The organism is Stenotrophomonas sp. RS-48, from assembly GCF_030053245.1.
In the GTDB taxonomy this organism is placed as follows: Bacteria; Pseudomonadota; Gammaproteobacteria; order Xanthomonadales; family Xanthomonadaceae; genus Stenotrophomonas; species Stenotrophomonas maltophilia_P.
The window spans coordinates 29392-42897 of sequence record NZ_JASGBV010000040.1; the positions used below are offsets into that span (position 1 = coordinate 29392).

The 13506-nt window shown below is 66.7% G+C and carries 11 protein-coding genes; 5 read left to right on the top strand and 6 right to left on the bottom strand.

Annotated features, from left to right (window positions below):
• The first annotated feature begins 95 nt into the window (after positions 1 to 95).
• The 3 genes from QMZ25_RS08455 to QMZ25_RS08465 all read left to right on the top strand — a co-directional run bounded on the left by QMZ25_RS08455 (position 96) and on the right by QMZ25_RS08465 (position 3843).
• Positions 96 to 227: a hypothetical protein gene (locus QMZ25_RS08455; RefSeq protein ID WP_262101097.1), complete on the top strand. Its 132-nt coding sequence runs from the start codon at positions 96 to 98 to the stop codon at positions 225 to 227.
• A 23-nt stretch (positions 228 to 250) separates the two neighbouring features.
• Positions 251 to 826, top strand: coding sequence for a DUF6624 domain-containing protein (locus QMZ25_RS08460; protein ID WP_283219449.1), 576 nt, complete (start codon positions 251 to 253; stop codon positions 824 to 826).
• Between the two features lie 152 nt (positions 827 to 978).
• Positions 979 to 3843, top strand: coding sequence for a pitrilysin family protein (locus QMZ25_RS08465; protein WP_283219450.1), 2865 nt, complete (start codon positions 979 to 981; stop codon positions 3841 to 3843).
• 18 nt (positions 3844 to 3861) lie between these two features.
• Here QMZ25_RS08465 and QMZ25_RS08470 read toward each other — a convergent pair whose 3' ends face one another.
• The 5 genes from QMZ25_RS08470 to QMZ25_RS08490 form a co-directional block, all read right to left on the bottom strand.
• Positions 3862 to 4143 carry a hypothetical protein gene (locus tag QMZ25_RS08470; protein WP_146256219.1) on the bottom strand — a complete coding sequence of 94 codons (282 nt, stop codon included), beginning with the start codon at positions 4141 to 4143 and terminating at the stop codon, positions 3862 to 3864.
• Positions 4133 to 4789 carry a chemotaxis protein CheW gene (locus QMZ25_RS08475; protein ID WP_283219451.1) on the bottom strand — a complete coding sequence of 219 codons (657 nt, stop codon included), beginning with the start codon at positions 4787 to 4789 and terminating at the stop codon, positions 4133 to 4135. Before QMZ25_RS08475 ends, QMZ25_RS08470 begins: the two co-directional genes overlap by 11 nt.
• 229 nt (positions 4790 to 5018) lie before the next feature.
• Complete coding sequence (locus QMZ25_RS08480; RefSeq protein ID WP_283219452.1) at positions 5019 to 6404, bottom strand: GGDEF domain-containing phosphodiesterase; 1386 nt, start codon at positions 6402 to 6404, stop codon at positions 5019 to 5021.
• Between the two features lie 51 nt (positions 6405 to 6455).
• The gene (locus QMZ25_RS08485) at positions 6456 to 8333 is read right to left on the bottom strand and encodes a S8 family peptidase (protein WP_283219453.1); all 1878 of its coding nucleotides are present in this window, start codon (positions 8331 to 8333) and stop codon (positions 6456 to 6458) included.
• Between the two features lie 59 nt (positions 8334 to 8392).
• Complete coding sequence (locus QMZ25_RS08490) at positions 8393 to 10684, bottom strand: ESPR-type extended signal peptide-containing protein (RefSeq protein ID WP_283219454.1); 2292 nt, start codon at positions 10682 to 10684, stop codon at positions 8393 to 8395.
• 202 nt (positions 10685 to 10886) lie between these two features.
• On the opposite strand from QMZ25_RS08490, the gene QMZ25_RS08495 reads away from it, so the two are divergent.
• Entirely contained in the window at positions 10887 to 12269 is a 1383-nt protein-coding gene (locus QMZ25_RS08495; RefSeq protein ID WP_111185863.1) for a HAMP domain-containing sensor histidine kinase, read from the top strand.
• Here QMZ25_RS08495 and QMZ25_RS08500 read toward each other — a convergent pair.
• Positions 12211 to 12906 (bottom strand): response regulator transcription factor, encoded by a 696-nt coding sequence (locus QMZ25_RS08500; RefSeq protein WP_227255210.1) that lies wholly within the window; start codon positions 12904 to 12906, stop codon positions 12211 to 12213. The genes QMZ25_RS08495 and QMZ25_RS08500 overlap by 59 nt on opposite strands.
• 292 nt (positions 12907 to 13198) lie before the next feature.
• On the opposite strand from QMZ25_RS08500, the gene QMZ25_RS08505 reads away from it, so the two are divergent.
• The coding region (locus QMZ25_RS08505) for a hypothetical protein (RefSeq protein ID WP_283219455.1) at positions 13199 to 13506 on the top strand (308 nt) is incomplete at its 3' end.

Consider the following 13506-nt stretch of genomic DNA (forward strand, 5'->3'; position numbering starts at 1 on the left):
CTTTTGAATCAGTGGTTTGCAAGAGAGCTTCCTACCGGTTGTAGCGGTCGATCCGGGGCCACGCCGGCGGCAGTGACTCAAACAGGATCACATTGATGGCGCGACAGGCACACAGCGGATCGACCATGGATACGGTTGTTGCGACGCAGGCAGATGCCCGGCGCCGCCGACGCATCAAGTTTAAGCTGACCTACCGGCAAATCTGCCAACTGGGCATCATCGGCTGACACATCACGCAGGAGGTGGAGCTGTGACGCGGCGATTCGGTCCATTGTGGGTGATTGCGATCCTCTTCGCGCCGCTGGGAGCCAGCGGTGGGACGCCTGCTGACCCGGAGCTGCGCGGCGAGCTCCTGCGGATGAAGGATGCCGATCAGGCGGTCCGGGACCTTCCGCTGACCACGGAGGGCGAGGAGAGGGTGCTCAGTGCCGTCGATGCGGTGCATACCGCTCGGCTGAAGGCGATCGTTGCGGCCCATGGCTGGCCGACCGTGGCGCAGGTGGGCCAGGACGGGGCGGACGCGGCCTGGCTGCTGGCCCAGCATGCCGACAAGGATCCGGCGTTCCAGCGCTCTGTTGCGGAAGCCATGGAGCCCTTGGTAGCGACGGGGCAGGTCAAAGCGTCCAATTACGCCTACCTCTGGGACCGCACCCACGACCCCCAGCGCTATGGAACGCAGGGGCGTTGTGCAGACCCGGGGCGTTGGGAGCCACGTGCGGTTGAAGCACCTGAGACGCTTGACGAGCGTCGCGCTCGAATGGGCCTGGCGCCCATGGCGGAGTATCAAGCGATGGTCTCCAGGCATTGCGGGCAGTTTGGGCGTTAAGATCGGATCAGCAGTTGGGGCACTGCGCGCGGCGAGGCAGGGGTGAGGCCTGCTTTTCTGGAATGGACCTTGGCAGCCCCAGACAACTCCGGTGGGCCAACGTGGTGTTGCAGGGCTTGCGGGTGGGCAACGACTGGGCGGGGGATGGACGCATGAGCGCTTTCGTAGGTGGTGCGAAGAGGCTGCTTTGGACGGTGCTGGCAGTGGGCACTTTCACGGTGCCAGTGGCTGCGCGCGACATGGAAGCGGGGTCGCACGCTCCGGCTGCAGCCCCGCACGCGATGGACATCCCCTTCGAGCGCTTCACGCTCCCCAATGGGCTGCGTGTCATCGTGCACACCGACCGGAAGGCCCCCATCGTGGCTGTCCACGTGTGGTATCAGGTCGGATCCGGCGATGAGCCTGCCGGTCGCACGGGTTTTGCGCACCTCTTCGAGCATTTGATGTTCCGCGGCACCGAGCATTACCGCGACGCCTACTACGGCCCGCTGCAACGCGTGGGCGCCACCGACGTCAATGCCACGGTTACGCCTGAGCGCACCAACTACATGCAGGTGGTTCCATCGACGGCGCTGGACCTGGCGCTCTGGATGGAGTCCGATCGCATGGGTCATCTGCTGGGTGCCATCGATCAGAAAGCGCTGGATACCGAACGGGGCATTGTCGAGAACGAGAAGCTGCAGCGGCGTGGCGTGCCTTACGGACTCGTATGGGAGCAGCTTTCCCGTTCAAGCTACCCGCCGGGGCACCCGTACCATCATTCGACCTTCGGATCCGCACGCGATCTGCAGGCGGCCACACTTGCCGACGTCCAGGATTGGTTCCGGACCTGGTACGGCCCAAACAACGCGGTGCTGGTGCTGTCAGGCGATGTCGGCGTTGAAGAGGCCAGGAAGAAGGTCGAGTCCTGTTTCGGGCATATCCCAGCGGCGCCCGACGTAACAAGGGATCCCGTGGACGTCGCCAAGCGGGCTTCCACCACCCGGGAAACGTTGTCCGATCAGGTCCCTCAAGCGCGCGTTCACCGCACATGGAACATCGCAGCTCGTGGGACGCCGGACTTTGATCAACTGCGGGTGTTGGCTCACATTCTGGGAGGAGGCAATGCCTCCCGGCTGGGCAAGCGCCTGGTGCACTCCGATCAACTTGCCACTGACGTCACGGCAGAGGCAGGGGGGCAGCTCGGATCGCGCTTCATGATCGTCGCCAACGTGCGCGACGGTGTCGACCCGTCGGCCGTGGAAACCGCCATCGAGGTGGAGCTTCAGCGTCTGCTGAAGGAAGGCCCCACCCTCGATGAGGTGCAACGTGCGCGGACCGCGATGCGGGCCGAGTTCGTGAAGAGCATCGAGCGTAACGGTGGGATGGACGGCAAGGCAGAAGTGCTCGCCGCCTGTGAGGTATTTGAAGGCGATGCAGGCTGTTATCGGCGGTCCGCTGACGTGGTGGCAGCAGCCGCGCCCGACCAGCTGGTTCGCGTCGCTCGCCGTTGGCTGGGGCAGGGGGATCACATCCTAACGGTCATTCCAGGTGCCCGCGCTGCGTTCGCTGAGGAGGCCGAGCCGGCTGACGCGGTATCCCACGCGCAAAGCCCAGGCAAAAGCCATCGCGCTGCAGCACCGGGCGTGGATCGCAGCGCAGGGCCGCCGTTTCCTGAAAGCTATCCGGAGTTGAGATTCCCTGCGATCGAGCGGGCGGCGCTGTCGAACGGCACCCACGTGATACTGGCTCGACGGGAGGACGTCCCGCTTGTTCGCATGTCGTATCAGTTCCCGGTGGATCCCGCGGCAACTGCGGGTCTGGCAGACATGGCGTTCAGCATGCTGGCGGAGGGGGCAGGGGATTACGATGCCCTGGCGTTCGCGGCGCGCGCTGAATCGCTGGGGGCGGAGCTGGGTTCCAGTGTCGACGTGGGCAGCGGCGCGGTGACCCTGGTCGGTCTCAGAGACACGCTTGACGATTCGGTTGCGCTGTACGCGGACATGTTGCGCCGACCGCGTTTTGAGCCGGCAGCAATGGAGCGCATGCGTGTGGGCAGGCAGGGCGCCCTTCGAGAGGACGCGGCCAACCCGCAACGCTTGGCCACGAGCCTTCTCCCTGCATTGCTGTTCGGGCTGGATCACCCCTACGCGCAAGCCTTCGGACGCGGCACCGTGGCCTCCGTGGAGGCTTTGCGCCGCGATGACCTCGTGGAGTTCCACCGCGCCTGGATCCGACCGGAGCGGGGCACGCTTGTCGTGGTCGGGGATACGACGCTCCAGGAGCTGATCCCGGTCCTTGAGAGGCATCTGGGCGACTGGCGCGGGTCGGGTGGGATCCCTGAGGTGCGCATCGACGACCGCCTGCCCGCGCAGGCGAGGCCACGGGTGTTTCTGGTCGACAGCCCTGGCGCTCTGCAGGCCACCCTGGTGGCCGGGCAGCTGGTCGCGCCGAGTTCAGACCCCCGGACGTTGGCCTTCGAGGTCGCCAATTCCGTCCTCGGGGGATCGCCAAGCGCGCGCCTCAACATGAATCTGCGAGAGGCCAAGGGCTGGTCCTACGGCGTGATCTCCAGTGCCGCCAATGCCCCGATAGCGCGACCCTGGCGCGTGGTGGCGCCGGTGCAGTCCGACCGCGTGGCGGAGGCCATGGCGGAGATTCAGCGTGAGATTGCGGAGTACGCGTCCGGACCGGCGCCTGCCAGACAGGACGAGGTTGCACGCTTCCGGGACAGCCAGGTGCGGCGTCTGGCGGGCAGTTTCGAGACACGGGAGGCCGTCGCTTCGGAGATCGCAGACATCGTGCGGTTCGACCGGCCAGACGATTGGACCACACAGCGCAGCAGCGCTCTCCGACAACTCGATCTCAACGAGGTCCGGGCCGCTGCTGCCGCGCTGGATGCCGACAGGTTGACGTGGGTCGTGGTGGGTGACCTGTCCCGTGTCGAGGCACCCGTGCGCGCCATGGGCTTCGGGGAGGCAACAGTGGTTGACTCACAAGGACATCGTATCGGCGGGCGGCCCGACGAGACGCGCTGAGTCGCACACTCCTTCGGTTCAGGCCGATGGTGGAGGGGAGCGAATGCCGGCCAGCGGATCCCGCAGGATGCCGAGCCAAGGCTCGACGATCTGCTCGAATGCAAAAACGTGTTCCCGGTGCAGGTCCATGCCGCTGAGGTAGTGGCGGATGCTGCGTTCGAATTCATCGGCCGCGTCCAGATTGCCTGCGTTCGTGCGGAGCAGAAGAACGGTGGCCGCTTCCAGTGCCGCCACACGGACATGCATCCGGTTCATGGCCCCCTGGAGGCGCAGCAAGGCATCCCGCGTCTCAGTGTTCATCGGACCTCCCGGGGAAGATCGCTGCATCGGTCCGCGAACCTGCGAGCCGCCGCTGGAGAGTGAGAGCGACGCTCGGATCAATGAGGGCAACCTCCTGGTTGGATGCCAGGCAGACCCGGTGGCTGCAGAGCGGCAATCCCTGCCCATCGTTGCTGATGGGGTGGACGTGGCCGAGCGGGACACTCTCGATGGTGAGCACCTCGTCAAGCGCCAGGGCGACAAGCTGGACGCCAGCCTGCACCAGCAGCATCGCCGGGCAGCGGGCACCGCAGCGGGTGCCGCCCGTGACAAGGCCAAGATCCACGACGGGCACCGTCTGCCCGCGTACGGACACGCTGGATAGGCCGTCCGTACCCCGGGTCAGAGCCTCCGGACCACGTATTTCCACCGCCGATTCAACATCGATCCCGAACAGCGCCGCACCGGCACGAACAACCACCAGTTCCAGGAACGGCTGCGGTGACGCGTGGTGCGCGGGAGCGGTGGCAAGCGAGGGGGCACGGTGGTCGATGGCGTCCGCGCGGGGCAACCGCTTGACGAACTCCTCGAAGCGCATGCGGCTGACCGCCTGCCGGTTGTGGCAGCAGGGGCAGACCAGGATCCCTGCGCCGCGCAGATCGGTCAGGCCTGCGCCCGCCTTCAGCATCGAGGTGTGGTTGCATGCACGGCATGTTGCTTGCACTGCGTGCAGGCGTGTCAGCGCTCCTTCAGTGGTCAGGTCTCCCTGAACAAGGCGAAGCAGAAAGGAACCTGTGTTGGCCACTGGCAGACTTCTCGGATGGATCAGGAGCAGGCAACTGCCCCGGGATTCTCGGCGGCTTCCATGAAGGGATCAAACGCACGCCGCGCAGTCCATCCGCGGGTGCAGGCCTGGCTCATTCGAGCAGGTGGGGTGCAACAGTGAGTCTATCGGTCAGTTCGGTCGCACTGATGGGCCTGCACAATGCAAAGCCCTGGATCTGGTCGCATCCGAGCTCCCGCAGCGTGGTGACCTGGTCGGCGGTTTCAGCCCCCTCAGCGACGGCGGTGTAGCCCAGATCATGGGCCAGGCCGATGATGGCACGGACTTTCAGGCGGGCCCGCGTGTCGGTCGAGATTCCATCAATCAGCGATTTGTCCAGCTTCAGCGTGTGGATCGGCAGTTCGGTCAGGTATGCGAAGTTGCTGTAGCCGCTGCCGAAGTCGTCCAATGCCAGGCGGATTCCCGCCGATGCCATCCGCCTGAGCTGCTCGCCGGGCACGGAGTTCACCCTCAACCATTCTCCTTCGGTGATCTCGATCTCGAGGTCGCTGCAGCGCAGCCCCTCGGCATGGATCCTGGCGACCAGCGCATCGGCCATGCCGGCACGGGCCACATTCCGTGCAGACAGATTGATCGACAGGCCCAGCGTGATGCCGTCGCGTCTCCAGCATGACAGCTGCTCCAGCGCTCGGTCGACGACCCACTCCGTGACTTTCTCCATCAGTGCGTTACGTTCGAATACCGGGATGAATTCGGCAGGGCTGACCGGGCCAAGCCGAGGATGATCCCAGCGGATCAGCGCCTCCGCTGACACCGCACTGAGATCAGACCCGCGGAAACGAGGCTGGTAGAGCAGATGGAATTCGTCGTGGCGCAGGCCGTCGCGGGCGCCAGCAAGCAGGTGATACTCGCGCCGCAGACTTTCATCGCGCGGGGCGGAGTACCAGCAGTAGGTGACCTGGCTGGACACTGCCCAGTGAAGTCCCACGAACATCCCGCGGATGATGTCGTCGGCGCTGTCCTTGCCGGTTTCGGCCTGGCAGAGGCCGACGTGGACGAGAGGCCGGAGGGGCTGCGCTGCACCCTCCCTGGGCTGCGTCAGGCGCAGGTGCAGCGCTTCCACCAGGCGCTCGACGGCGTCACGGGTGGGCAGCTCCACGATGAAGGCGAAACGGCTGCCGCCCATATGGTGGACGTCCGCCTGGCCGTCCAGGGCGGCCTCGATGCGTGCTGCGTCCTGCCTGACCCGCGTCTCCAGCGAGGCCATGCCGAAGGCCTGACAGGGCTCGGCATTCGGCAGGTCAAGGACATCGACGAGGACGGCGACGGGCGATCGGCCCGGCAACCGGCGTGATCGTGTGGTGTAGTCGATCGTGAAGGTTTGTCTGTCCAGCAGCCCGCTGGAGGTCCCGTGGCGGCTGGACAACGCATGCGGCCGCAGGGGGCGTGTCACCGCCCCGATGAGGGACGGCAACGTGCGCCGATCAGTCAAGGAGAGTTTCCTGGGCAGGCTATCCATCGAAGGACCCCGGGCATCGCGGGCGGCGCGCAGTGGCGCCGCCCTTGAGGCCTACTGCCGGGCCACCAGGGTCAACCCGGAATATGTTCCCGTGAGGCGGATCATGTAGGTGACAGCCGAGGGCGAGCCGATCCGCACCGACTCCGAATTGGTCGGTCGGGTTGATTTCGCATCGTAATCGGAGGCGCTGGGGACGCGCTGCGCCGCTACATACAGCGATACGTCGCCTTTGCCGCCCAGCGTCATGATGGTCAACGGTGTGCCGGCCCGGGCGGTGAAACTGTAGGTCCGCTCTGCGGAGGTGCTTGACAGCCCGCGCAGTTCTACTGCATTGCTCAGTTCCACATTCGGCGGGGTGCAGCTCTCGACGGTGGGATCGCAGGGTTCGGTGGTCGCGGCGGTTACCAGTGCATTGGCGTCGAGGATTCCCGCGCCCGTCGGTGTGCTGGTGGGAATGCTGGCCGGGAAAGGACGCGCAGTGGATTTCAGCAGGTCCCGCATCTGGTCCCAGCGCAGCGGCGTGGTGGCCACGCTCTGGACCAGCGCTGCTGCGGCGGCCACATGGGGCGATGCCATCGAGGTACCGGTATATCCTCCGATGCCGAACTCGGTCGTGGGGCGGGTGGTGCCCGTGTTGACGATCTGGAAGATGTAGCCGTTCGGATCTCCATCTACACCTCCACCGCCACCCGGCGCGGACAGATCCACCCGGTTGCCCCAGCTGGAGTAGCTGGCCTTGCCGCCGGTGACACGCGTGGCGCCGACGCTGATCACATCCTTGCAGGAGGACATCGTGTAGGTGCCGGCATCGGCGTTGGAGTTGCCGGCTGCCACCACCACCATCGCGCCGCGTCGGTTCACTTCGTCGATGGCGTCCTGGTAGATCTGCGGGCAGGCGTCGGGCCCATTGCTGCCCAGGCTCATGTTGAGCACTTCTGCCGGATTGGCATTGACCGGCAGGCCGGCAACGGTCGCACCGACCGCCCACAACATGCCATCGGCAATGTCGCTGCCGTACCCGCCACACGAACCCAGCACACGCACCGGCAGAATCCTGGCGTTGTGGGCCAGACCGGCCAGACCGACACCGTTGTTGGTCTGCTGCGCGACGGTACCGGAGACGTGGGTGCCGTGCCAGGAGCTGTCGCGGGCGGCGTGCGGAGGCGCGCCCAGCGCGGTGCAGTAATTGGCTTCCATCCAATCGCCCTGGTCCCAGCCACCGGCGACGCGGGCGTCGGTGTCGCGACGGGAGATCAAGCGGTCGGAGATCATGTCATAGCCCGGCAGCACGTTGTCCTTCAGGTCGGGCGTGTTTTCCACGACGCCGGTGTCGATCACCGCCACCACGACGCCTGCGCCGGTGGAGATGTCCCACGCCTGGTCGGCGCGTACTCCACCTGTCTGATCGTGGAAGTTCCACTGCAGCTGGGCATATTGAGGATCATTCGGGATCAGTTTCGGCTGCACCATGCCGCGCCCGGTGTCGAGCGCCTGGTAGAGCCGGTCCACTTCGACCGACGTCACGCCGGGTTCGGCCGCCAGCTCGCGGACGAAGGCTGCCGTCTCGGCGGAGTTGAGCCGGCGTGAGGTCTGCACCACGTACCAGCCAGGTACGGCCATGTTGCGCAGGACACTGGCCCGGGCGGCCGGACGGGCGGCTGCGCGTGCCGTTGCCGCAGCCGCCGTGGTGATGCCTGAACGCTGCGCCGAGCTGGCGAGCGACTGCGTCAACAGGATGCGTGACTGGGTGGTGGTGCCGGTGGTCTTGACGATGAAGCGCTGGCCGACCGACGGCTGGGCGGTCGATGTGGCGGCAGCCACGTTGCGCTTGATCACCTTGCTGGTATCCAGGCGTGGTGCGGCATGGGCGGCGCTGGTGGTGATCAACACCGAAGCGATTGCAGCGGCCAGTGAGGTGTGGATGGACATGGTGGGTCTCCAGGAAAAGGGTGAAGCGCGTCGGAGCGGGAGTGGTCGGTGTCGCTCTGTCACAGGTCGATGCCGAAGCCCACGCCTGCGGAGGATTCGCCACCACTGAAGGCCCCGCCCAGACTGAAGGAGCCGCGTTCCCCGATCTTCCGTGCATAGCCCACCGACAGCGCCTGCTCGCCGCTCTGGAAGCCCGCACCGACCGCGATGCGCCCGCGTTCGCTGCGGGTGCCTGCGGCGTTGGTCGCCATGTTCAGCATCGCCGCGCTCATCGCGCCCTGGCGGTCCAGGCGGCGATCAACCGAGCTGAGGCGGCGGTCCACGTCCGTACGATAGGTTTCGAAGGAATCGTTCAATGCGGTGAACCGTGCATCGGTATAGGATTTCGCCGCGTTGACACCGGCATTGAGCTGGCCCACGTTCGCCGCATCGGTCGCCTGGGTACCGGCGGCCACATGGGTGATCTGGCGCTCCGCACCGCTGGCACCGACCGACACCGTGTCGGCGCGATCGGCGACCGAGCCGCGCCCCAATGCGACGGCGTTGTCGGCGGTGACGCTGGCACCTTGGCCGAGTGCGGTGCCGGAAGCGCTGCTGACGGAGGCCGACTCACCCAGGGCCACGGCGTTGCTGGCCTGGGCACTGATGCGGCTGTTGGCACCGACGGCCGTGCTGCCGTCGGCATTGACCCGCGCGTTGCCGCCCAACGCCGTGTCGTTGGGTCCATGGGCGTAGGCGCCGGCGCCCAGCGCCACGCTGTTGTCCGCGTTGGCGGTCGCCCCGGATCCCACTGCCACGGCGTTGGTCCCTTCGCCCGCCTGGGCTGCGGAATCGCCTCCCACGGCGACCTGATCGTTGCGGCCATGACCTGCACCGACGTCCGCCTCGATGTCATCCAGTCGGGTGGTCAGCCTGCCGATCTGCACATCGATGGCTGCGAAACTGTCGGCGAAATTGCCGAGCGCACCCGACACCGCATCCAGCTGTGCCTTGTTGACCGCATCGGTTGCCGCCGTACCGGCCGCCACGTTGACGATCTGGCGTTCGCTGCCTGCGCGTCCCACCGAGATGGTGTTGTCACGATCGGCGTAAGAGCCTGCACCGAGCGCCACCGCGCGGTCGACGGGGTGGGTCACGCCGTCGACGAACGACGGGTCGCCCACGGTTGCACCGCCGCCGATCGCCACCGACTCGCTGCCCCACACATCCGAATCCGTGCCGATCGCCACGCTGTTGGTGAACAGCCGCGGTGTATCCCCCCAGAAATCGCCATTCCAGGTCATGCCGTCACCGACCACCACGCTGCCTTTGCCGGCGGCCCAGGCGCCATAACCGACTGCGGTGGCGCCCTCGATCAGGGCCAGCGCGTTGGCGCCCAGGGCCGTGGTGTTGAGCGCGCCCGCCCGGGCATTGCTGCCCACGGCCACGGTCAGGTCGTGCAGGGCCAGTGCGCCCGAACCGAACGCATTGGAGAACTCGCCCAGAGCCTGGGCCCGGTCACCGACGGCTATGGCGTCATACGCGCTGGCCACCGCGCGGTAGCCGATCGCGGTGGAGCGGATAGCGCTGGCACTGGCCAGCCCGCCCATGGAGATTGCTGCATAGGCGGTGGACTGCGCGCCGCCGCCGACGGCCACCGAAAGGCGACCGGTGGCCTGCGTGTTCTGCAGCAGCTGGCCGGCAAAACCTTCCCCGATCTGGTCCTCCAGATCGTCGGCAATGCCGCCGATCGCCACGCTGGATTTGCCGCTGCCCAGGGCGCCGGCGCCCCCGGCAGTGGCAAAGTCACCTTCGGCCTGCGCGCCGGCGCCCAGCGCCGTGGACGCCACGCCGGTGGCGGCGGTCTGCTGGAACAGCACTACGCCATACGGGTTCTGCGACTGGTAGTCGATGTCCAGCATGCCGCCGATCGCGGTGCTCGAGTCGGCGATGGCCAGCGCTTCATTGCCCACCGCGGTGGCGCGGTTGGCGTAGGCCACGCTGCCGGCGCCAAGCGCGGTCGTGCCTTCCCCGACCGCGGCGCTCGCCTCGCCTGCGGCCAGCGCGTTGTCGCCGTCGGCGTAGGCGCCGGCATTGCTGTCCTCGCTGCCGGTGGCGGCGAGGTAGGGCACTGGATCAGCCTCGACATCGGCGGCGTACACGATCTGCTCCGGCGCGGACACCTGCTCGACGCCCAGCGCCGTAACGATCCCGCTGGCCAGGGCGGAGCAGGACACCAGCAGCGAGCCGGTGGCCAGCAGCGCCGCGACCTGACGGCGGCGCCCGGACCGCGTCCGGCTGCACGCGATTTCGGACACAACCACCTGCCGGCCCAGCGCGGCGTTCCACACGATACGGTAAATCCGGTTCATTGCTCTGATCCTCGATCTGGAGTGCAGGCCCGTCGTCGTGGCTGCCCGCAGGGCGTCGACGGGTGGGGCGGTGTAGTCGTCGTGTCACGGCAGTGGCGTAGGTGCCCGCCGACAACATGAACGTAGGCCCACCGAAAGGGCATGTCGACTGCAACTCCTGACAGAAATATGATCGGTTTCTCGCCATCTCTTCACGCCGCCCATGCTCCGTTCATTCCTGCGCTGGCTGGACCGGGCGCCGATCGAAGACCCGGTGGACCGCCGCAACGCGCGCGTCATCCAGCTGCTGCTCCTGTTCCTGGGGGTGACCATCCCGGCGACCCTGGCCTTCGCGGTGATCGTGGCCTGGTCCCAACTGGTCTCGAGCGAGGTGCACTGGTCGACGCATGCCTCGTTGGCGATGAGCCTCTCGATCGGTGCAGCCGCATGGATCGGACTGGTACTGACGCGGCGTGGTGCGTTCGCTGCGGCGGTCAAGCTGTTGATCGGTGCCATGCTGCTGGTCACGACGATCAATCTGGGCGTGAACGGCCTGCAACGGCAGATGCCCGACCAGCTCGCCCAGATGCTGGTGCTCGTGCTGAGTGGTCTGGTGCTTGGTCGTGGCGCGCTGTGGACCACGCTGGCGGTCCTGGTGGGCAGCGTGGTGCTGGGTGCAGGACGCGATGCGATGAGCGTCTTCGCCGATGCTCCGGCGCGTGCGTTCTACAACCTGCCCCCACTGCTGTTCACCTACCTCCTGGTCACCCTGCTGATCGACCGGACGACCCAGGCCCTGCGCGAGAGCCTGCGCGAGTCGAACGAGCGCGGGCGGCAACTTGCCGAAGAGATGCGCGAACGCGAGCGCACCCATGCCCAGCTGATCCATGCGCAGAAGAAGGAGATCACCGAACGCATGGCCAGCGGCATGGCGCATGATTTCAACAACATCTTTGCGGTGATCGTCGGCTTCGCCAACCAGCGGCATGAAGACGACGGCGAAGGCAGCCGGCAGCGTCTGGTGCAGCTTGAAGGCCACCTGTCAGACGTGGAGGAGACCGCGCGGCGTGGCATGGCCATCAGCCGGCGGCTGCTCCGTTTCAGCCGTCGTGATGGCGAGCAGGCCGTCGTGTTTGATGCCGCGCAGGCGGTCCGGGAACTTGAGTCGATGCTGCGCCAGTTGCTTGGGCCGGGGATCGTACTGTCCGTGCGCAGCGATGGTGAAGCGGCGCCGGTGCGGATGGACCGCAGCCAGTTCGAGCTGATGCTGTTGAACATCGCGTCCAATGCCCGCGATGCGCTCAGCGATCACGGGCGGTTCGAGATCGACATCGACCGCGATGGAGATCGCGTCCGCATCCACCTGCGTGACAATGGCAGCGGCATGCGCGCCGAGGTGGCGGCCCGGATCTTCGAACCTTTCTTCAGCACCAAGCCGGCGGATTCGGGCACGGGACTGGGGCTGGCGGTCGTGAACGAGCTGGTGACAGAGGCCGGCGGTGGCATCGGCGTCGAGAGCATCTGTGGCGAAGGAACGACGTTCCTGATCAGCCTGCCGTGCGCCCGGCAGGATTCAGCATGTATCCCCGGCCATGAACCACCGTAAGAGGCAGTTCCATGCCACAGCGCTTGCGTGCCTTCACGCGCAGCCGGTAGACCATGGCGTCGAGCCGGTGCGCATCGAAGTCGTCTGAATCATCTGCAATGGCCAGGATCAGCTGCTCGCGTGACACCAGCGCCCCGGCGTGCTGGAACAGTTCCGCGCACAGGCTGCGCTCGCTGCGGGTGAGCGCGGCCGAGGTGCCGTCGGGCGCGATCAGGCCCCATTGGTCCTCACTCATCCTCCAGCCGGGCAGTGACCGGTTCGCTGTTGCCGGCGTGGCGATCCGTCGTGCCAGGCTGTGCAGTGCCGCCGCCAGCAGATCGATCTCGATCGGCTTGGAAAAATACACGTCGGCACCTTCGGTCAGGCCGCGGATGCGATCACTCACATCGGCAAGGCTGGTCAGCATGATGACGCCGAGGCCCGGTTGTCGTTGGCGCATTTCGCGCGCCAGGCTGAAGCCATCGCCGTCAGGCAGGCTCACGTCGAGCACGAGAAGGTCGGCGGGCTGTCTCTCCATTCCGGCGCGGAAGGCCGCGACGCTGGCGTAGCCGGTCGCCAGGAATCCATAGCGCGCCAGGCCTGGCAGGATGATGCGCTCGCGCAGGGCAGGCTCGTCCTCCAGTACCGCTACCCTCAAGCTTTCTGATTCCTGCACATCCACGTCCAGATGCCTGCGGCCTTTGTCGGTTGATCATAGCCGCATGCGCGCTGGCCCCGGGAGGGGCCGCGCGGGTCGGCGCACCGATGCAGGGGGCCGATTCCCTTCGCGGCGACCGAACGGAAGCCTCTGCCGGGCGCTGGATCGTTCCATGGCCGCGGTTCTCTTCATGAACGACGCATGGCCGATGAAGTCCTGATGACACCGATTTCACTCGTAGTTGCCAGCGGCAGGCGGAGACTGGACCCATCCCGGAAGACAGGAGCTGGCCATGAAGACCTCGACCCGACTGCTCGTGCTGGGCACCCTGATGGCGGCATCGTCGATGGCGGGTGCGCAGACCTACGGGCCCCGCGATGAAGGCCGCAAGTTCAACGACGGCAGCCGTGTGGAATGCAGGAACGTTGAAGTCCAGCGCAACTCGCGCGATCCGAACCGCATTGCCGGTACGGCCACAGGCGCGGTGGTGGGCGGCCTGCTGGGCAACCAGGTGGGCGGCGGCAATGGCAAGAAGCTCGCCACCACCTGCCTGGCCGCAGCGCTGCGTTACCAGCTCGGCGGCGCTGACAGCCAGCTGCC

Excerpts from the sequence above, each read along its gene's own strand:
- QMZ25_RS08455 (WP_262101097.1), top strand. The coding sequence starts at position 96 with ATGGCGCGACAGGCACACAGCGGATCGACCATGGATACGGTTGTTGCG.
- QMZ25_RS08465 (WP_283219450.1), top strand. The coding sequence starts at position 979 with ATGAGCGCTTTCGTAGGTGGTGCGAAGAGGCTGCTTTGGACGGTGCTG.
- QMZ25_RS08470 (WP_146256219.1), bottom strand. The coding sequence starts at position 4,143 with ATGAACACTGAGACGCGGGATGCCTTGCTGCGCCTCCAGGGGGCCATG.
- QMZ25_RS08475 (WP_283219451.1), bottom strand. The coding sequence starts at position 4,789 with ATGCTGAAGGCGGGCGCAGGCCTGACCGATCTGCGCGGCGCAGGGATC.
- QMZ25_RS08480 (WP_283219452.1), bottom strand. The coding sequence starts at position 6,404 with ATGGATAGCCTGCCCAGGAAACTCTCCTTGACTGATCGGCGCACGTTG.
- QMZ25_RS08485 (WP_283219453.1), bottom strand. The coding sequence starts at position 8,333 with ATGTCCATCCACACCTCACTGGCCGCTGCAATCGCTTCGGTGTTGATC.
- QMZ25_RS08490 (WP_283219454.1), bottom strand. The coding sequence starts at position 10,684 with ATGAACCGGATTTACCGTATCGTGTGGAACGCCGCGCTGGGCCGGCAG.
- QMZ25_RS08495 (WP_111185863.1), top strand. The coding sequence starts at position 10,887 with ATGCTCCGTTCATTCCTGCGCTGGCTGGACCGGGCGCCGATCGAAGAC.